An 18,693-nucleotide genomic window follows, 5' to 3' on the forward strand; every position below is an offset into this window, starting at 1 on the left:
TTTGTAAACAATGTATCAACCCAATGTCTAGATTCCTATCTTTTGTCTTACCGATGAGTGAAACTTTTATCTATCTTTTCCCGAAAGAATACTTCCACTTCAAATACGTGGAGAGCGTAGCCCAGCATTAAGTGGAGGACGAATTTCGGTGGACGTCAGTCAAAACTCACTTGAATAATGGTATAATTAACTTATCTAAAAGAAAGTGGCTTGTGGAACTCATCACGATAGAGACCACTTCAATCCAAACCGTAAAGTCGGATAAGTGGTGGTTAGTTCAAAAAAATATCGTATTGACAGATAGAGATACATTGACAGATTGGGGGGAGGGCTATGCTTTCCAAATGGAGTACCTTACAGCTCGGCATCCTTTTATTTATGCTTGCTGTCTTTTTCACACTTAGCCAGGTTGCAGAACGATTGCAGCAACTGTTACATAGCGATATCTTGTTTATTCCAGGATCAATCATTAGCTCCTTGCTTTTCTTTATATTTCTCATAGGCTGTTTCTACTTACTGACCTTTTTTCAAGAAAAGAAAACTGGCACCTTTCTCTCACACAAATTGTGGAAGAAGATGCCGTTGATATTAGTAGGTGTATTTACTTTATCTGCAATTGTGCTGATGGCCGTGTTCACAACCGTGAGTATACCTGTGAATTTTGGAATCGAGTACAGATGGGTCCTTGACCTAATGTTAAGTTATTTCCTTTTGCTGTTTTATTTATTGGTCGTTTCCGTTTTAATCCGGTTTCAAGATGAAGCTTCTTCTGAAACGATTATTCACCGCTCATTTTTTGTTACAATTGCTGCTTATTTATTTTTCGTGTTTTTATTTTGAACGCTTCAGTATATAAAAACAACCGGTCCTCTAATTGGGATCGGTTGTTTTTCAGCTTTTAGAACCTTCTTTTTCAAAAGTATTAACAAATTGATCGAAACGGAAAAAAGTGTGTGATCTAACGGCTTTTCGTTTTAGTTTTTCATCTACACCAAAGATTTTTCAACTTCTTCAGTAATTTGATAAGGACCACCGCCCTTATTTGAAATTACCACAAGTTTAATTCCATGATTCGGATAAGCAGATGACTTAAAGCTTACACCGGGATCATATCCCATCACATGGTACTTAAATATACTTTCGTCTTTTTTGGTTATCCATATACCGTATCCATAATACTCATTATCTTTTTGTTGTACATGAGGGGTCAATAATAGATCTGCCGTTCTTTTACTCAAAAGTTTATAGTTAAATAGCGCTTCCCAAAACTTCACCATGTCAGGTGCTGTTATATAGGCTCCACCATCTGCTCCACCTTTAACAGGAATGGAATAAGTATTAGTTCTCCATGAGCCATCTTCATTTCCGATATAACCTAACGCTGTATTTTTTGGAAGTTTATCCATTGAAAAATATCCTGAATGATTCATTCCACTTCTTTTAAAAATATTTGTTTCAATATAATCAGTGAACGATACTTTTGTTTGTTGCTCAATAATTAAACCAAGAAGGATAAATGCTGCATTATTGTAATAAAACCTTTCTCCCGGTTTAAACATCATTTTATTATTTTGGAACATTGGCAGGAAATCTTTAAGACTCTTCAAAAGATACATAGGTCTTTCTTTCCAAAGGTCTTCAAAATTATCCATAACATCTTCATCGAAGTAATCTGGAATGCCAGAAGTATGGCTTAATAGATGATGTATAGTAATTTCCTCATCAAAATTTGGACATTCAATATCTAAGCAATCTTTAAGTTTTGTATCAAATGATATAACTCCTTTTTCTACCAGTTGGCAAATACCAATGGATGTGAATAATTTACACCCTGACGCTATTCCAAATCTTGTGTTAATATTATTCGTTAGTTCATCTGCTCTGTTGTAATAACCACTTGCACTTTCCAAGGCCGTATCATGATCATTTTTTAGGCAAATAACCCCCGAAAAGTTCACCTCTTTTTTAATCTCTTTTAACCTATCATTTATAGACATTACGTTATTTAACATAATTTATCGCTCCCTTTTACTTATCGACATTTCCTAATCATACAGATCCAGTAATTTAACTGGTATGCATGGACCACCCTCATATCGATCGATTCATTTTTTAATTCTTCAAACCAATATAAAAAACCTTTTTTCTATAAGTAAATTTTAAATGTAACTGACTTTTTAGTACATTGAAAAAGGAACGCCCCCAACATCTTGAATTGTATCGTATCGTTACAACACGTAAGATATTTTACGCTCTCTGTCGTTGTCTTTTATTATTTGAAATCGTATTGAAAATAATAAACATACATACGATGATCAATGTAAACAGAGCTGCTAACAAAAATGTCAGTGACAAGGAGTATTCTGCGATAGGGCTTAATGAGAAGGAAGCTACACCGACTCCTAGATAAGACATTAATCCAAAAATAGAGAAAGCATCCGTCTTATACTTTTCTTCATCAATCAAGGCTATGTTATTGTAAAATAAGTTTGTCAATGCCCCGTAACAAAACCCAAACAATCCTCCGATTGGTATGAGAAATTTATATTCACCAACAATAGCAAGAGTAGCTGTGCATATCGTTAAAACGAGGAGAAAAAGATACATTAGCTTTTTCTCATTCACACGTTTTGCAAGCTTAGAAGTATAGATCTGTGCTAATGCGAAACATAACCAAAATATAGAATAAAAGAAGTCAATCCTCATTTCCCGTATTCCTAATAAAATTGGTAAATATGCAATTATACACCCGTAATTAATAGAAGTAATAAAAAAAACGAAGAAATTAACAGAATAATTTTTATTAAGAAAAATAGCCTTTAAATTTAACCCTCTCATCGAAGTGTTTTCTTGTTTAGGGTCTTTACCTAAAAAGAGACTTACTAATACCATAGAAAGTCCCATATAAAGTAGTATTTGATATAATTGTTGCCTTGCTAGATTATCAAATAAATACATTCCTATAAACGGACCTGTAGAGGAGGCAAGAGCCAGAAGAATATTATGATAGTTAATCATTCCGTTTCTGTTTGTAGCTGATTTTGTTAGTAATGTTAATAAAATGGGGACTACTATACCAACACCCATACCTAGGAAGACCGCACCAATATAAAAAGAAAGCATTGTTTCAGAAAACATGACGAGTACTAAAAAACCTAAACAGTACGAAATAATACCGACTCTACTTAAAAATTTAAGTGGTATATACTTGTAAAACAAATACACCCTTACTGTAATCAGTGCGAGCATAAACGTTGCCATTACATAACCTGAAGAAGCCGAAGAGTTTGAAAGAGAAAAGACCAGTAAGGGAAGAATAGAAGTCAATGACATAAACAAAAAATTAAACATAAAAACTATGTACAATATTCTTTTCAAGACACCCCTCTTTTCTTTTTTATCCTTATATAAAATTTTAATCTAAAATATAGAGTGATTATTCAAATAATTAATCACAAAGAAAAGCCTTATAGTGCTACAAAAAACACTTTAGTAACCTTTCTCGCAACTATTAACTTTTAAACATTTAGCCCCTCAACTACATATCTTCTTGCAAAGGAGCAAATAATCTTAATGCTTGCATCTTATACAGTTTCCATATGTCGTGATCTGGTTCAACCGTTAATGTTAAACGAGCACCATTTAAAAAACTAAAATATGACAAAGCGATCCATTCAGGGTTAGTAGTATAAAGTTCTTTTGTTTGTTGTCCTTCTTTAATTACTTTAACTAAAGATGTTTGAAAGTCCATTAGAAAGCAGTCTAGTTCTAAAATTAAAGCCGGATAACGATTTGGCTGAGCTAATACAAATTGGAGCAAGCGTAAATACTCACCGTTCCTAGAAAAGTAATAAATATGTTTATCAATTGCTTGATTAACTCTTTCTAAAGGTGTTCCCTCAAAATCATCAATACACATTAAATATTTTTTACTATCAGACAACGGGTCTAAAACAGCAGCGTTAAATAGTGATTCTTTATTTTTAAAATATGAAAATACACTTCCAAAGCTTACTCCAGCTGCTTTTGCTACTTTTTCAATTGTCGTATTCGAATATCCATTCTGTGAGAATAACTTTATAGCTTCTTTTAATATCAGTTTTTTTTTCTCTTCTTTTAATTTTTTATTCTGCTCTACTGTCTTTGGCATTCTTTTCTCCCATCTTTATTTTTTGATTGATTACTCAATCAAAAAATAACACCATTTTCAGGCACAGTCAACATATTTTTACATTTTTAAGAAGTTTTAATTCTCCACAATGAATGTGCTAAACACAATCAAGCGGCAAAGCTTCGTCTGTCCTAATTGACAAAATTTGAAATGGGAGTTCGTTTAGAGTACTGTGGGAAAAGTCCCCAATACATCACCTAGGTAATAGCATCAATTAATATTACGCTTGTTAAGAAACGAAATAATCGTCGTTTTAATAGACGAATACGTTCCAACTGCTGCTCCTCCATAAAAAAACCCCATGAAAATTCCTGCCGTGATTTCACCTCTATGACTGATCAACATGGAGATAAACAAACCCAGTACAGTTGCTAAAGAAGGTACGTATGTTTTAGGTATTTTCAACATTATTTTTAATGTTTGTACTGTGATAATAATAAGAGGAACAGCCAAAAAGACATCCCAAATATTTGTATAGATAGTAGGAAAATTCATGATCTGCTCCCCTTTTTTATATAGTTTCCCTTTTTATCGAAGATCCCATTCGAATATTTTAACTCCATTTTCTTCTTTTTTTAAAAACATGGATATTCACACAAGAAACACTTTATCAATAGGCATATGCTTTATTGAACAGACATTTAGGAGGCTGATGCTCATGAACACCTCTTTGCATTCTTTACCTATTGTGAACACCTATGAAAATGATGAGCCTTCAACAGATGAACGTTTCGGAGGTTTCGGTTTCGGTTTCGGATTCGGTCGACCATTTGGATTTGGACGACCATACGGTTTCGGACGGCCGTTTGGTTTTGGACGACCATACGGTTTCGGTCGACCGTTTGGATTTGGACGACCATACGGTTTCGGTCGACCGTTTGGATTTGGTGGGCTCTTGCTTGCTCCATACGCTTACCCATATTTTTATGGATCTCCTTATGGGTATGGTGGCTATTATTAAATTAAATGGAAATGGTTCGAACATGAAAACAGAAGCCCCGTTGTGATCCACACAACGGGGCTTCTGTTTTTAATTACAGGATCAAAATTGATTATTTCATCAAGTCACAAAATAATTTTTCACCGGCAAACATTACGATAATTAACACGAAGGCAATTGACGGTTCATTTGGAAATGCAGTGAGTGCACCTGTGACCTCGACCTCTTATTAGTTATTTACTGCGCTGAATACCCACCATCAAGCACAACAGCCTGACCTGTAACGCCTTTTGCTTTATCGCTCGCTAAAAACATTGTGTAATCAGCGATTTCCTGTACGGACAATAAACGTTTTTGAGGTACAAGGGGATAAATAACCTCCTCTAAGACCCTTTCTAATGAAATATTTCGGTTTTCGGCTAAATCTACGAGCTGATTGCGAACAAGTGGTGTGTCGCAATACCCTGGGCAAATCGCATTTACGGTGATCCCATGCTCTGCGCCTTCTAATGCCGCCACTTTCGTTAGGCCGATGACACCATGCTTGGAGCTATTGTATGCAGCTTTCCCCGCAAACCCAACAAGCCCATTGATTGACGCCGTGTTGATGATACGACCATATCCTTGTCTTTTCATAATCGGAAAAACGTGCTTTATTGCCATAAATGGAGCTACAAGCATGACTTTCGTTAATAGCTCAAATTTTTCAGTTGGGAACTCCTCAATAGCTGATACATGTTGTAATCCAGCGTTGTTAATTAATACGTCCAGTCTGCCAAAGTGCTGAACTGTCTGGTCGATTGCACGTTGTATTTCCTCTTCACTCGTGACATCACATTTCAAACCGATGCAGTCAAAGCCCTCTTCAGTTAAAAGCTTAACAGCCTCTTTTACCGCGTCTTCATTAATATCAGTAAAGGCAATTTTCTCTCCATCCTTTGCAAATTCAACACCCATTTGATAACCAATACCACTAGCGGCTCCTGTAATAAACACAACCTTATTTTCAACCATGTTTACTCCCCCTTGTACAGTAATATCCTCGATACATTATTTTTTTGTGACTACACCCCTAAACCTAATGAAAAAAGAGCGATCGCAATGACAAGACCGATTAACGGAACAATAACTGTTACAACGCCGACAGCACCATAAGCGTCTTTATGCGATTCTCCACAAACACCACGAATGGTTGTTACAACATAGCCGTTATGTGGTAATGAATCTAGTGCACCAGAAGAAATGGCAAGCGTACGGTGAAGCGCTTCTGTATTAACTCCGAGCTCGATGTAGTGAGGTGCAAGGAGTGGTAAAGCGATAACCTGACCTCCTGAAGACGATCCTGTTAAACCAGCGATCACACTGACTGCGATGGCTCCACCAATTAACGGACTTCCCGGAATTCCTGTCATTGCACTAACTGCTACTTCGAATGCTGGAACAGCTTTAGCAACGCCTCCAAATCCTACAACAGCTGCAGTATTGCCAATTGCAATCAGTGCACCAACCGTTCCTTCTGACATCGCATTTCCAAAGTTCAAGAAATATTTTCTGTTTAATAGATACGTTGCGATAATCCCACCAAATAAAGCAATTATTAACGCCGATGTTTTTAACTCATCATGGAAAATAAACGAAATAACGAACACAACTAATAACGGTATAAGACCCATTAAAGGATGTGGTAGTTCACGATTTTCCACCACAGGATCTTTTTCACTTGCTTCAAATCGTTCTCCTTTAGCCACTGCTTTGTTGATCATACGTTTCAACCACCAGTAACCAAGCACAGCCATAAATACTGCCACAATTAGACTGACTTCCCATCCTGCATAATGAGTCGTTCCTAAATAGTCAATTGGAATCCAATTTTGAATTTCAGGTGACCCAGCGGATGTCATCGTGAATGTTACTGAACCAAACGCAAGTGCTGCTGGAATAAAACGTCGCGGAAGGTCTGCTCGCTTAAAAAGACTCAGTGCCATTGGATAAACCGAGAACGCTACAACAAATAAGCTAACGCCTCCATAAGTTAAGACTGCACACGCAAGAACAATTGCAAGCACCGCTTGTTTTAAACCGAATTTCCCAACCAGCCATCTTGATACACTGTCTGCTCCTCCACTGTCTTCCATTACTTTTCCGAAAATCGCTCCAAGTAGGAACATTGGAAACCAGGAGGTAATAAAGCTTGAAAATCCATCCATGTAATTAGTTAGAAAATCCGATCCACCTTCTTCCACAAGCTGTGGAAATAGCGGCATACCACTCATTAGTGCAACTACTAATGCACAAAGCGGACCAGCCACAAGCAAATTCATGCCTCTCATGGTTAATACGATGAGAAGAATAAGTCCGCCGACTAACCCGATCATACTTAACATTTCTTTTCCACCCTTGTTATGCATTTTTATAACAAAACCCTCTACTAAAAAATTCAGCAGAGAGCGCCTTCCCATGATTAATATGCTTCTTCTTTTACTCAATCACTTACGCTTAACAAAGCTTCATGGGATTCAATCACTTTATCAAATGACGTATATACACATTTCAAAATGAACATCTCTTTTTTTACCAAATAAAATTTAAATGAAAATTATGACTAATTAACTATTTACAGTGTACCTTTTCATTTTCAATAGGTAAAATGAATAATAGCTATAATACTTATAACAAAAAGTTATAGAAAGGAAGAGTTCTAGAATGGACATTAGACAGCTAAGTTATTTTATCGAAGTAGCAAAAAATAAAAGCTTTACAAAAGCATCTCGCGTACTGCATGTAACACAACCAGCCTTAAGTAAAATGGTCAAAGGGCTTGAAGATGAGTTAGATGTCACCCTTATTGATCGATCTGCTCGGCAAATCTCCTTAACAGATGCTGGTGAAATAGTGTTTGTACAAGCGCAAAAAGTAGTGAATGGACTAGATGATTTGTCCACGTCGTTGTATGACGTAATGAATTTTAAAAAAGGAAAAATTAAAATAGGGATTCCCCCTGTTATTAGTACACTTTTTTTCCCAACGATTATTGCAGAATTTCAGAAAGCTTATCCTGCTGTAACGGTCATGCTCGCTGAAGACGGTGCGAAAAAAGTCGAACAAAAGGTTCTGGACGGTGAAATAGACTTAGGTTTTGTATTACTTCCAGTCAACGGAGAAAAATTCGACGTTATCCCTTTTGTGCATCAGGAAATCAAATTGCTCATCCATAAATCCCACCCACTTGCTGATCGAGACGTGGTCGATCTAATTGAATTAAAAGACGATTCATTCCTTTTATTGAATAAGGAATTTACATTAAATAGTCGAACGATAGAGGTTTGTATCAGAGAGGGATTCACCCCAAAAATTGCGTACGAAAGCTCTCAGTGGGATTTCATCGTGGGGATGGTAGAAAAAAACTTGGGCGTCACTCTTATGCCAAAGCTAATTTGTGATCGTGTAAAAGATGGTCCCGTTAAAATGATTTCACTCACTAACTCATTTCCTTGGGTACTCGGCATTATTTTAGCTAAAAACAGGTATGTACCCTATGCATCTAGGGCATTTATTCAACTTGTAAAGTCATTGCCACAACCATAGGCAAACACATACCTACTCCCGGCGATCCAACAATGCAATAGCAAACGCTACCACAGATAAAACAGGTAGCTCAATTAATGGTGCAATAATTAATACGAATGCAATTAACGGTTCATTTGGAAATGCAGTGAGTGCAATAGCTAAAGCGATCGGTGAATTTCGTGCGAGCGTGGTCATATTTAAACTCGCTTTATCAGCATTCGAAAAACGAAGCCACCTTCCAGTCAACCTTCCGATGATGAACATCAAAACGAAAAATAAAAGAATGACAGCAAGCAACCTTCCTAATAAATATTGATTATTAAAAAGCAACGTCCCTTGTGAAGCAAACATCGCCACAATCGTTAAACAAAGAAAGAAGATCGGTGCGCCCCCTACTTTCACTAGCAGATGTTGGTTTCTTTTAAAAAGTCTTTTCACAATGAGTGCAAGTATAAATGGAAGAAACAATACGAACACGATGCTTTCTAAAACAAATGACATTTCCACCAATCCCGTAGTACTAGTAAAAAGATAGAAGTATAAAGGCAAAAGAATGAGTTGCATCACTAAATTTAGTGGCAGTATACTCATTGATAGCCCTACATTCCCTTTCGCCATTTGCGTAAAAATGATATACCAATCTGTACACGGTGTCACCATCAGCATGATAAAGCCAATCCACAAAGCAGGGTAATCTGCTAAAAATAATGCTGCTAATCCCCAAGCAAGTAGTGGCGTCACAACAAAATTCAACGTCACACTACTCCACACAAATCGACGGTGTGAAAATCCTTGTCGAATCTGCATCATAGGGATTTGCAGGAATGCGAAAAAGAGCATGGCGATGAGCAGAGGCGTCACGAATTCTAAAGCAATCCGCTGAACACTAGAAACTCCTCCAAGCAACACCCCCACACCAACCGCCATTATAATCCATAACGGATACAACTTTTCGACTAGATTCATTCCAAACACCTTCTCCAATACCTTTTCTTTCATCATGACATGATTCCATCAACTATACTAACACTTACCATAAATCTGAATCGATCTAAAATTTACTGTGTTCGGGATGTAAGGACCATCCCCACCACAAGAAAAGACACCCCTCACTGGAATGTCTTTTCTTGTACCGGAAAATAAACATTATATAAGCAATTAACAGCTCGATTCACCGAATCACCATCGACTCCAAACACCATACTCACCTCTGATGACCCTTGGTTGATCATTTTAATATTTGAGCCTGAATCCACCAGTGCTTGTGTTGCTTTTGATGCGATGCCAACTGCATGTTTCATCCCTTCGCCCACTACCATGATCATGGCTAGATTTCGCTCAATATTCACATTATCTACGAGCAACTCCTGACGAATTCGATTAAAGACCCGCTCTTCTTTGCCGTTGTCAAGCTGATGCTCACGAAGAATAATAGACAAATTATCAATTCCAGAAGGTGTATGTTCATACAATATGCCTTCATCTTCTAAAATAGCCAGCAGACGACGTCCAAAACCAAGCTCTCTATTCATTAAATATTTTGTAATATTGACACTACAAAAGCCAGCGTCACTTGCAATCCCAATGACTGGTTCTTCATTTAGCTCCCGTTCTAACACGATTCTTGTCCCTTTGGCCTCTGGATGATTTGTATTTTTCACGCAAACAGGAATTCCTTTTTGAAAGATAGGCTGTAGCGCTTCATCATGAAAAATAGAAAATCCTGAATAAGCAAGTTCCCGCATTTCGCGATACGTTATTTCTTTTAGTGCACATGGGTTCTTAACCATATTCGGATTGACACAATAGATCGAATCAATGTCAGTAAAGTTTTCGTATTCAACAGCGTTCATCCCTGCAGCAATGATTGATCCAGTTATATCAGAGCCACCTCGAGGGAACGTTACTATATGCCCTTGATACGAATAACCGAAAAATCCCGGAATAACTAAAATCCCTTCACGATTACGTAATTCAGCAACCTTTTCATACGCTTCAGGTAGAATTTGCGCATTTCCAGGCTCGTCTGTCACAATCAATCCCGCTTCTTTTGGTGAAATGTAAGTCGCTTTTTGACCAAGCGAAACTAAATAGGCTGTCATGACTTTTGCATTATTGTCTTCACCGCTCGATTTAAGTGCATCTAATAACCGCTCTTCGTCATAGCGATATAGTGAAATGATTTCTTGCAAGCTATCTGAAATGCTTTTAAGTAACTCATCATCTAAAGTTAAACCTTCAATAATTTCTTTATAACGGTCAAGAATTGCGTTGAAAACCGCTTCATCATAGCCATTTTCGTTAATACTAGTAGCTAAGTTGATCAGTAAATCTGTCGTTTTCACGTCGTCACTATGTCGTTTCCCGGGTGCTGAAACGACAACAGCTTTACGCTCTGCATCCGACAGAATAATATTCGCCACTTTTTTATATTGAACAGCGTTCGCAACAGAACTCCCACCAAATTTCGCCACTTTCATGCAGACAAAACTCCCTTACACATTTTTGTCCTAATGTTAAATACAAACGTTATTTTCAAAAATAATTAATCTTCCTCTTTTACATCTCTTTATGGGTAGGCTCATTTCTCCATTCATCAAGCTACTTTTTGGGCTTTTCTACTTGTTTTATATGTCGAAATTGATCGCGATTGATCACAAACTGAATCACTATCGTAGCAACAACATATGAACAAATTATTACCAAACTATTAATACCTTATGAAATCGAAGCTCAATACGCTGTTCATGCACTAATATGGTTGATTGGGGTAAAGTATTTGCTGTTTCTGTAATTGTTAAATACATTGTGAGTCGCCATCCTTTTTATGTCCAGTTGAGAACACAAATAAATATACAGATTATTATACATTCATCCTGGGTGAATATACACGTATTAATTCTCCTACGTTGTATTTTTCTGATTTTTTTAAATATTTTCCGCTCATCACTTTAATTAAGGGGAACTAGGAAACTTGTTCTACCCCTCGGCAGCAACCTTTGGCCAGAAAGTTATCGCTTGAAAAACAAGCTATAGTGTTGATGCGGTAAAGCATTTATAGGGACACTCCCTATGGTGACGTTAAATCGCTAAAGACCTATAAAGGTTTCAGCCCAAATTAATTAGAACTCCCTGCATGATAATTTAGGCAGAGAGTTCGTTATAACCTATATATATTCTCGTGATATCAAGGTAGTACTGTTAGGGGATCGATGTTATTATTAGGAAAAAAAAGAAAAAGAGGCGTAAATGAAAAAAATTATTCTAGTTTTATTTTTGTTAGCTAACCTATTTTTTATTGGTAATCTGCTAATCAGTTCAGATCCTATGCTTCACTTTTGGGGAGTCTTATTTATCATAGGGATTATTGTTCCAGGAGTTCTCCTATCAAAAGGGGAGTATTTAACGCTTTCGCTTGTCGTTCTTTTTACAAACCTTGGCTCTTTTGGTCTTTTTTTATTTCTATATTTTCTCACCAATTTAATAGGCTAAGGCAAGCCATTCCCCATTGGAGACCGCCTTGAAGACACAGAATGGACGTATGTAATCACTATACTGTTCCCTTGGATTCCGTTGCACCTGTTTAATAAAACGTGATAACCTTAAATAAACCGTATGGAGGTTGAGCAATGAAGAAAGAGTGAACAACGATTTTACACTCAGACTATCGATTCTCCCCCCATACGTCTTGCTGATTATGGTGTTTTATCTTAGTTTATAGTCCTTCTTGTCTCCGGGACTATCCAAAGGAGGAGCATATGATTAAAGCAATTGTTTTCGACCTTGATGGCACCCTATTAGACCGTGAAGCTTCAATAGATTTATTTTTAGAAAGACAATATGACAGGTTGAAACCTTGGTTAAAAAACATCCCCAAAAATACCTTCATAAAAAGATTTAACGAGCTTGAAGAACGTGGCTACGTTTGGAAAGAGCATGTTTACAAAAAACTCATTGAAGAATTTAACATTAGTGGTTGTTCGAGCGAGCTACTCGTACAGGACTACACAGACCATTTTCAAGAAAGCTGCATCCCCTACCCTGGATTACATACTATGCTTCAGACACTCCGAGAAAAAGGGTATAAACTTGGTATGATTACAAACGGTTTAGAACTCGTCCAAACTCGATCTATTCAAGGACTTGGAATTGAACCGTTCTTTGATGAAATCCTAATTTCCGTAAAAGAAGGCTGCGCTAAACCAGATCCAGAGATTTTCAATCGAGCGTTGAATCGACTTGATATCACGTCAACTGAAGCAATATTTGTGGGTGACCATGCAGAAAAAGACATTTCAGCAGCTCAACATGTTGGAATGAAGGCTGTTTGGAAAAAGCATACGTACAGCCAAAATGTGCAGGCTGATGCTGAAATTGATGAATTAAGTGAGTTGATTGAGATCGTTCAATTGTGGGACAGATCCGCCGTACGTTGAAGCGATAAAGAAAGTCAGTGAATTCTTGCCAAGGGTTTTCGTCCTGTCCCCAATTGCTTTACGCAAGCAGGGACAGGACCAATGAGAAAGGAGCTTACGTTTGCGTTAGTTAAAGAAGAATGCAAACGACAGTTCACCTTTTCCTACTAGGTGAACTTTTACAAACAATTTTTTTATCGATACAAGCGAACAATCTCTGCATCTTCGTTTTCTATACCGTGAAGCATTTGGCAAAGTAGTTTGGCTCCAAATTTACTATAGACGGTTCCGTTCCCACCAAAACCTAGACAATAATATACCTTTTCTTTATCAGGATGTCGGCCGATAAATGGAAGTCCATCATCTGATTCTCCAAAGCTCGCAGCCCATGCATGTGAGACTTCAATGTTGTACGCTGGAAAATGTTCTTTTACGCGGTCTAATAGCCTTTGTCCACGATCTTTAATGATGTCCTCATCAAGTGGTGCTTCCCTTTTGTCCTCATCAAGTCCGCCCGCAATGATGCGACCGTCTTCTGTTGTCCTCATATAAAAGTAGGGTCGCTTCGTTTCCCAGATTAACTCACGATTTGTCCATTTAGGAAAATCATTTATCGGTGTAGTGGTGATCGCATAGGTGCGATTTATGTCAGCCCCTAATTTTTCTGCAAATGGTACGGTTTCATAACCGGTTGAATAAATCACTTTTTTAGATAAAATGGTTCCTTTTGGTGATTCAAATCGTACATACTCACCATCTGTCCCCCCTTCTTTGATTTCAGTGTGTTCATAGATACTCACTTTACGTGTATGAGCTTTATCGATTAGCGCACGAACAAGCCGATACGGATTAACCTCGGCATCTCCGTACGTCATAATCGCAGCCAGTTTTTCAAAACCATAAAGTTCTATTATTTTTTCTTTATCCAAGAGATCTACTTTAAACCCATGTTTTTTTAACACTTTATATTCTTTTTTTATTTTAGCTACACCTTTTTTGTTACTTGCGTAATATAGACTTGGTCTGCGAACAAACTCCACCGTATGTGACAAGGTTTCCGTGACTTGTTGCAACTCTTCGACTGCTTCTAGACATAATTTATATAAACGTACGGCTTTCTCTTCACCGATGTCTTCTATGAATTCATGAAGCATCGTGTCATTGGAATATTGAAGCAAACCGGTATTTGCTGAGGAGCTTCCGCTTCCAATTGTACTTTTTTCAACGAGGGTTGTTTTAAGTGATGTTCGAGAAAATTCTTCGGCGCATAATGCTCCCGCTACCCCTCCACCAACAATCAAAACATCGCATGTGATATCTTCTTCAAGTGTTGGGTATTTCTTTTTATCCACTTCTGTCTCAGGCCAATACAGGCTTCCATTATGTAATCTCATCCCCTATTCCTCCTTAATATATATCTTAACTATCCCCAGTGAGTGAATACTCAAAACCCAAAAACAAGCCACTTCTAAAAAATCGACTACAGTTGGCAGTTTTTTTTAGTGTTACTTATACGATGAAATCAACTGGAGTATCAGAGGAAGGTTGTACGGGTGTTTAGTTCAGGAAAAATGATCGAACAAAAGCCAACTTTCCTAGGGTATAGGAAGTTGGCTCTTGAATTTTCAACCATAAAAAGTCGTTATAGTATGACTTGCTACCCTTTTTTCGATTTGTTATTCCTGTGATATTTCATCCTTTATTTCATTACGCATACCTTCAATACTTTCTTTTCGACGTTCATTTTTTGCCTTAATCGCATCTCTCTCTTTACCATCTGAAAAAGCCATTGTTTCTTCTGCTGCTTCCATATTTCCAATTGTATTTTGTACCATATCCTTTAATTTTTCTGCATTATCCGATCGATCATCCGGCTTAGGCGTGTTGTTGTGTGTCATAATCTCTTCCCTGCCTCCCAAATTTTATTAAAAATCTTTCATTTATTACTGGCTGTATTATTCCTTAGAGCGAAAGGAAATATACAAGGGTAGCGGTAAAAACAGAATTCCCAGTAACTAACATGTACACATTTACTCGTCCCCCTAATTCCATGGTGCGACGCCTATGCTTTTGTACCAAGGTTGTATTTGTAGAGTAAAATGCGTTATCTTAAGTACACAGAATAAGCAAAAAGGTGTTGTTATGAGTGCGTATAAATAAATATTTAAGTGAATCTGGGATTGTATCTCGACGCGGAGCGGATAAATGGATTGCAGACGGTCGAGTTAAAATCAATGGTGAACTAGCTGAACTGGGTAGCCGCGTAGAGTCAAACGATAAAGTTCATGTAGATGGCAACCTTGTCACACTTGAGCAAGATTATGTTTATATTGCTTTAAATAAACCAGTAGGAATCACAAGTACAACTGAACGTCATATTAAAGGAAACATCGTAGATTTCGTCAAACATCCTTTACGCATTTTTCATGTAGGACGCCTGGACAAAGACTCAGAAGGATTAATTTTACTGACAAATGACGGCGATATCGTAAATGAAATTTTACGTGCAGAGAACAAGCATGAAAAAGAATATATCGTCACTGTTGATCAACCGATTACGGAGCATTTTCTAACAAAAATGTCCCAAGGTGTGGAAATTCTAGATACAAAAACGCTTCCGTGTAAAGTCGAAAAACTCTCAAGTCATGTGTTTAAAATCACGCTGATGCAAGGATTAAATCGTCAAATACGTCGCATGTGTTCAAGTCTTGGATATAGCGTACGCAGTTTAAAACGCATACGCATCATGAACATCCATTTAGAAGGGCTCGAACATGGAAAATGGCGTGATTTGACTGAACATGAACGAAATCAACTATTTACGGATTTAGACTACAAACCTAAACAGCGATAAACATTAAAACATACAAACTACAGATATGATTGGTTTAATACGAGTATAAGAAAAAACAATCCAAAGGAGAGTATTGAATTTCTTATTCGGCGCCTACGTAAAAAATAGAACCCATTGTGTTTAAACCGCAGAGCGAGTCTTTCTCTAAGATACGAGCCAACTTCTTTTATAATGTCAGTCCAGTAAAACCAGGTGTACCATCACCTATAATCTTATACAAATACCTAGCGATATGAGCCACATATAAAACACCCTTTAGGCTGCCATCTCTCCAAATTCTTTTGGAGAGATGGCAGCCTAATTTTTCTTGGATTCTGTCTCGTTTCAACTCGATCGTCCTCTCTGATTAACTTAAGGTTTACTATTCGATCCGAATCGTCCAATCGCTCGCGGAAAAAATTTGAAGACGACTGAACAAAGGTGGGCTTTTTTCGTGCATAAAACGATGGTTTTAAACGTAACTACTTAATTATTTAAAAAATTATATAAATTTCATTTTAGTTTCATTTTAATTTCATCTAAATTTCATATTGCCTAGTAATAATAGATTTGTCTTAAATCAAATGAAGACACAGATAGAACAAACTATATCAGGGGAGGATAACAAGTGAATTTTATAAAACGTGCCTTATTAAGCGTGAAGGAAAGAAAAGGAAAAAGCTTCTTGCAAATCTTTATTTTCTCAGCCATTTTTGCGCTTGTATTATCTGGATTAGCGATTCAGAGTGCAGCCAAAAAATCGAGTGAATTAGCCAGAGAAACGCTAGGAGCAGATGTCACCCTTAGTGTCGATTACCAATCGATGATGAATGCAGATCAAAAAGGTGAAGATATAGAACCGATATATGGAGTACCCGTATCAGAGGCGAAAAAAATTGCGTCTTTAGACTTTTTAAAGGGATACAATTTTTTCACAGAAGGATTTGCTGTAGCTGACGATTTTGAATTTATTTCACCTGATGAAGAAGATGAAGAATCCGGCGGGGTTATGGCAGAAAGTATAGCTGGCGAAGAGTTTGCACAACCTGAAATAACTCTTAGTGGCGTGTTGGATTCCAATTCATCTCCCTCATTTATAAATGGAGACGCTGTATTAGAAGAAGGAGAACCTATTACAGAAGAACACATGGACAAAAACGTAGTAATGATAGAGCAAAATCTTGCTGAATTAAACAATTTAGAAGTCGGAGATACACTGACTGTCGGAAGCACTTACGAAGAAAAAAGTTTGGAACTTGAAATCATCGGTATTTATTCAACAACGGAGACATCACCATTTCCGGGTAGTCCAGTTTTAGATCCATATAACAGACTTTATGTTCCATACATAGTAGCCCCTGAGTTTGGTTTTGGTGAGCAAGAAAATGAGGAACCAGTGATTCAAAGCGCAGTTTACTACCTTCAAAAGCCATCTCAACTAGATGAGTTTTTAGAGGAAGCTGAAGCGACTGCTGATTTAAATGATTTCTACTCGTTATCAGCTCATGACGAGGCTTATCAGACAATGACGGGACCGATTGAGAACGTTGCCTCAATCACTAACAATGTCGTGTATCTAGTTGCCATTGCAGGCGCTATTATAATGGGGCTTATCGTTATGATGGCAATCCGAGAGCGAAAATACGAAATGGGTGTTTTACTTGCACTTGGTGAACAAAAATGGAAGTTAATTGGTCAATTTGCCACAGAAATTTTAATCGTAGCCATACTAGCACTTGGAATTGCTTCTGTAGGTGGTCAAATGATCGCTGGGGCGATAGGAGACCAATTACTTGAGCAACAAATAACACAATCACAAGAACAACAAGAACAAGGAACAATGATGATAAGCGTGGGTGGTGGTTTTGGTGATGAGTCTGATAATGCCGAAGCAATTGATGAACTTCAAATCAACATTTCTCCACAAGACTTCGGAATAATGGCTGTCATTGGGATTATGATTGCTCTAATTTCAACTTTGATTCCATCTCTTTCTGTGCTAAGACTTCAACCAAAAACAATACTCACAAAACAGGAATAGGAGGCTAAGTAGATGAGTTTATTACAATTTAAAGATGTAGGCTATTGGTATTCGAACGATCAGAAGCGTTCAACTATTTTCTCAAATGTGAACCTTGAGTTTGACAAAGGCAAATTTTATACCATCGTTGGTCCCTCTGGATCAGGTAAAACGACCTTTCTCTCTCTTGCGGGTGCCCTAGACATCCCTAAGGAAGGCATGATCCACTTTGATGGCCAAGATATCTCAACTATCGGCTACTCAACGTTTAGAAATCAGTATGTATCCATTGTCTTTCAATCATACAATCTATTGCCTTACATGACGGCACTTCAAAATATTTTGACAGCGATGGAAATCACAAAAGTAAAGAAAACAAACAAAAGAGAAATCGCCTTAGACATGTTACGAAAGGTTGGTATTTCACCAGAGCAAGCCAAACAAAAGGTCCTCACGCTCAGTGGAGGTCAACAACAACGTATCGCGATTGCTCGAGCTCTTTGTTGTGAAACAGACCTGATCATAGCTGACGAACCAACTGGGAATTTAGATGAAGATACAGCTCGTGAAACTGTGAAGCTCTTTCAACATCTCGCTCACGAAGAGAATAAATGTATCATCGTCGTTACACACGATCACAGCATAGCTAAATGTTCAGATGTGACGCTAAGAATGTCAAAAGGGAATTTTGAAATTATTCACAACAAACAAACATAGTTTCATATTCTTTTATATAAAAGATTTGCT

Annotated in this window: 18 protein-coding genes; 8 read left to right on the plus strand and 10 right to left on the minus strand. The window is 37.4% G+C overall.

Going from position 1 to position 18,693, the window contains the following annotated elements; translation table 11 throughout:
- Window positions 1-333: 333 nt before the first annotated feature.
- On the plus strand, window positions 334-840 hold the full coding sequence (locus AB1471_RS04315) for a hypothetical protein (RefSeq protein ID WP_367778365.1): 507 nt from the start codon (window positions 334-336) through the stop codon (window positions 838-840).
- Between the two features lie 146 nt (window positions 841-986).
- Here the strand turns inward: AB1471_RS04315 and AB1471_RS04320 are convergent, their stop codons facing one another.
- The 4 genes from AB1471_RS04320 to AB1471_RS04335 all read right to left on the minus strand — a co-directional run bounded on the left by AB1471_RS04320 (window position 987) and on the right by AB1471_RS04335 (window position 4,666).
- Entirely contained in the window at window positions 987-2,012 is a 1,026-nt protein-coding gene (locus AB1471_RS04320) for a serine hydrolase domain-containing protein (RefSeq protein WP_367778366.1), read from the minus strand.
- Between the two features lie 235 nt (window positions 2,013-2,247).
- Complete coding sequence (locus AB1471_RS04325) at window positions 2,248-3,378, minus strand: MFS transporter (protein WP_367778367.1); 1,131 nt, start codon at window positions 3,376-3,378, stop codon at window positions 2,248-2,250.
- Window positions 3,379-3,538: 160 nt separating this feature from the next.
- Window positions 3,539-4,150, minus strand: a complete 612-nt coding sequence (locus AB1471_RS04330) for a TetR/AcrR family transcriptional regulator (RefSeq protein WP_367778368.1) — start codon at window positions 4,148-4,150, stop codon at window positions 3,539-3,541.
- A gap of 231 nt (window positions 4,151-4,381) precedes the next feature.
- Entirely contained in the window at window positions 4,382-4,666 is a 285-nt protein-coding gene (locus AB1471_RS04335) for a hypothetical protein (RefSeq protein ID WP_367778369.1), read from the minus strand.
- Window positions 4,667-4,829: 163 nt separating this feature from the next.
- On the opposite strand from AB1471_RS04335, the gene AB1471_RS04340 reads away from it, so the two are divergent.
- Window positions 4,830-5,132 carry a hypothetical protein gene (locus AB1471_RS04340; protein ID WP_367778370.1) on the plus strand — a complete coding sequence of 101 codons (303 nt, stop codon included), beginning with the start codon at window positions 4,830-4,832 and terminating at the stop codon, window positions 5,130-5,132.
- Between the two features lie 216 nt (window positions 5,133-5,348).
- Here the strand turns inward: AB1471_RS04340 and AB1471_RS04345 are convergent, their stop codons facing one another.
- Both AB1471_RS04345 and AB1471_RS04350 read right to left on the minus strand, forming a co-directional pair.
- A complete protein-coding gene (locus AB1471_RS04345; RefSeq protein ID WP_367778371.1) occupies window positions 5,349-6,125 on the minus strand; it encodes a 3-hydroxybutyrate dehydrogenase in 777 nt (258 codons plus the stop codon).
- A 50-nt stretch (window positions 6,126-6,175) separates the two neighbouring features.
- Window positions 6,176-7,495, minus strand: a complete 1,320-nt coding sequence (locus tag AB1471_RS04350) for a GntP family permease (protein ID WP_367778372.1) — start codon at window positions 7,493-7,495, stop codon at window positions 6,176-6,178.
- Between the two features lie 319 nt (window positions 7,496-7,814).
- On the opposite strand from AB1471_RS04350, the gene AB1471_RS04355 reads away from it, so the two are divergent.
- On the plus strand, window positions 7,815-8,696 hold the full coding sequence (locus AB1471_RS04355; protein ID WP_367778373.1) for a LysR family transcriptional regulator: 882 nt from the start codon (window positions 7,815-7,817) through the stop codon (window positions 8,694-8,696).
- Window positions 8,697-8,708: 12 nt separating this feature from the next.
- Here the strand turns inward: AB1471_RS04355 and AB1471_RS04360 are convergent, their stop codons facing one another.
- The gene (locus AB1471_RS04360; RefSeq protein WP_367778374.1) at window positions 8,709-9,644 is read right to left on the minus strand and encodes an arsenic resistance protein; all 936 of its coding nucleotides are present in this window, start codon (window positions 9,642-9,644) and stop codon (window positions 8,709-8,711) included.
- Window positions 9,645-9,787: 143 nt separating this feature from the next.
- Complete coding sequence (locus AB1471_RS04365) at window positions 9,788-11,158, minus strand: aspartate kinase (RefSeq protein ID WP_367778375.1); 1,371 nt, start codon at window positions 11,156-11,158, stop codon at window positions 9,788-9,790.
- A gap of 769 nt (window positions 11,159-11,927) precedes the next feature.
- Between AB1471_RS04365 and AB1471_RS04370 the strand changes: the two genes are divergently transcribed.
- Complete coding sequence (locus AB1471_RS04370) at window positions 11,928-12,170, plus strand: hypothetical protein (protein ID WP_367778376.1); 243 nt, start codon at window positions 11,928-11,930, stop codon at window positions 12,168-12,170.
- A 266-nt stretch (window positions 12,171-12,436) separates the two neighbouring features.
- Window positions 12,437-13,114 carry an HAD family hydrolase gene (locus AB1471_RS04375; RefSeq protein ID WP_367778377.1) on the plus strand — a complete coding sequence of 226 codons (678 nt, stop codon included), beginning with the start codon at window positions 12,437-12,439 and terminating at the stop codon, window positions 13,112-13,114.
- Between the two features lie 173 nt (window positions 13,115-13,287).
- Here the strand turns inward: AB1471_RS04375 and AB1471_RS04380 are convergent, their stop codons facing one another.
- Both AB1471_RS04380 and tlp read right to left on the minus strand, forming a co-directional pair.
- Window positions 13,288-14,487 carry an NAD(P)/FAD-dependent oxidoreductase gene (locus tag AB1471_RS04380; protein WP_367778378.1) on the minus strand — a complete coding sequence of 400 codons (1,200 nt, stop codon included), beginning with the start codon at window positions 14,485-14,487 and terminating at the stop codon, window positions 13,288-13,290.
- Window positions 14,488-14,769: 282 nt separating this feature from the next.
- The gene (gene tlp / locus AB1471_RS04385; protein ID WP_367778379.1) at window positions 14,770-14,991 is read right to left on the minus strand and encodes a small acid-soluble spore protein Tlp; all 222 of its coding nucleotides are present in this window, start codon (window positions 14,989-14,991) and stop codon (window positions 14,770-14,772) included.
- Between the two features lie 248 nt (window positions 14,992-15,239).
- Between tlp and rluF the strand changes: the two genes are divergently transcribed.
- From rluF to AB1471_RS04400, 3 genes are all read left to right on the plus strand, one after another.
- A complete protein-coding gene (gene rluF / locus AB1471_RS04390) occupies window positions 15,240-15,947 on the plus strand; it encodes a 23S rRNA pseudouridine(2604) synthase RluF (protein WP_367778380.1) in 708 nt (235 codons plus the stop codon).
- Between the two features lie 607 nt (window positions 15,948-16,554).
- Window positions 16,555-17,967, plus strand: a complete 1,413-nt coding sequence (locus AB1471_RS04395; protein ID WP_367778381.1) for an ABC transporter permease — start codon at window positions 16,555-16,557, stop codon at window positions 17,965-17,967.
- A 12-nt stretch (window positions 17,968-17,979) separates the two neighbouring features.
- Complete coding sequence (locus AB1471_RS04400) at window positions 17,980-18,663, plus strand: ABC transporter ATP-binding protein (protein WP_367778382.1); 684 nt, start codon at window positions 17,980-17,982, stop codon at window positions 18,661-18,663.
- Window positions 18,664-18,693 lie beyond the last annotated feature (30 nt).

Origin of the sequence: Jeotgalibacillus marinus (assembly GCF_040801915.1) — a bacterium.
Lineage (GTDB): Bacteria > Bacillota > Bacilli > Bacillales > Jeotgalibacillaceae > Jeotgalibacillus > Jeotgalibacillus marinus.

Bases quoted from the DNA above. Each gene is read 5' to 3' on its own strand.
- AB1471_RS04330 (WP_367778368.1), bottom strand. From the start codon at position 4,150: ATGCCAAAGACAGTAGAGCAGAATAAAAAATTAAAAGAAGAGAAAAAA.
- AB1471_RS04355 (WP_367778373.1), top strand. From the start codon at position 7,815: ATGGACATTAGACAGCTAAGTTATTTTATCGAAGTAGCAAAAAATAAA.
- tlp (WP_367778379.1), bottom strand. From the start codon at position 14,991: ATGACACACAACAACACGCCTAAGCCGGATGATCGATCGGATAATGCA.
- AB1471_RS04375 (WP_367778377.1), top strand. From the start codon at position 12,437: ATGATTAAAGCAATTGTTTTCGACCTTGATGGCACCCTATTAGACCGT.
- AB1471_RS04360 (WP_367778374.1), bottom strand. From the start codon at position 9,644: ATGAATCTAGTCGAAAAGTTGTATCCGTTATGGATTATAATGGCGGTT.
- AB1471_RS04400 (WP_367778382.1), top strand. From the start codon at position 17,980: ATGAGTTTATTACAATTTAAAGATGTAGGCTATTGGTATTCGAACGAT.
- AB1471_RS04335 (WP_367778369.1), bottom strand. From the start codon at position 4,666: ATGAATTTTCCTACTATCTATACAAATATTTGGGATGTCTTTTTGGCT.
- AB1471_RS04315 (WP_367778365.1), top strand. From the start codon at position 334: ATGCTTTCCAAATGGAGTACCTTACAGCTCGGCATCCTTTTATTTATG.
- AB1471_RS04340 (WP_367778370.1), top strand. From the start codon at position 4,830: ATGAACACCTCTTTGCATTCTTTACCTATTGTGAACACCTATGAAAAT.
- AB1471_RS04345 (WP_367778371.1), bottom strand. From the start codon at position 6,125: ATGGTTGAAAATAAGGTTGTGTTTATTACAGGAGCCGCTAGTGGTATT.
- AB1471_RS04370 (WP_367778376.1), top strand. From the start codon at position 11,928: ATGAAAAAAATTATTCTAGTTTTATTTTTGTTAGCTAACCTATTTTTT.
- AB1471_RS04380 (WP_367778378.1), bottom strand. From the start codon at position 14,487: ATGAGATTACATAATGGAAGCCTGTATTGGCCTGAGACAGAAGTGGAT.
- AB1471_RS04365 (WP_367778375.1), bottom strand. From the start codon at position 11,158: ATGAAAGTGGCGAAATTTGGTGGGAGTTCTGTTGCGAACGCTGTTCAA.
- AB1471_RS04320 (WP_367778366.1), bottom strand. From the start codon at position 2,012: ATGTTAAATAACGTAATGTCTATAAATGATAGGTTAAAAGAGATTAAA.
- AB1471_RS04350 (WP_367778372.1), bottom strand. From the start codon at position 7,495: ATGTTAAGTATGATCGGGTTAGTCGGCGGACTTATTCTTCTCATCGTA.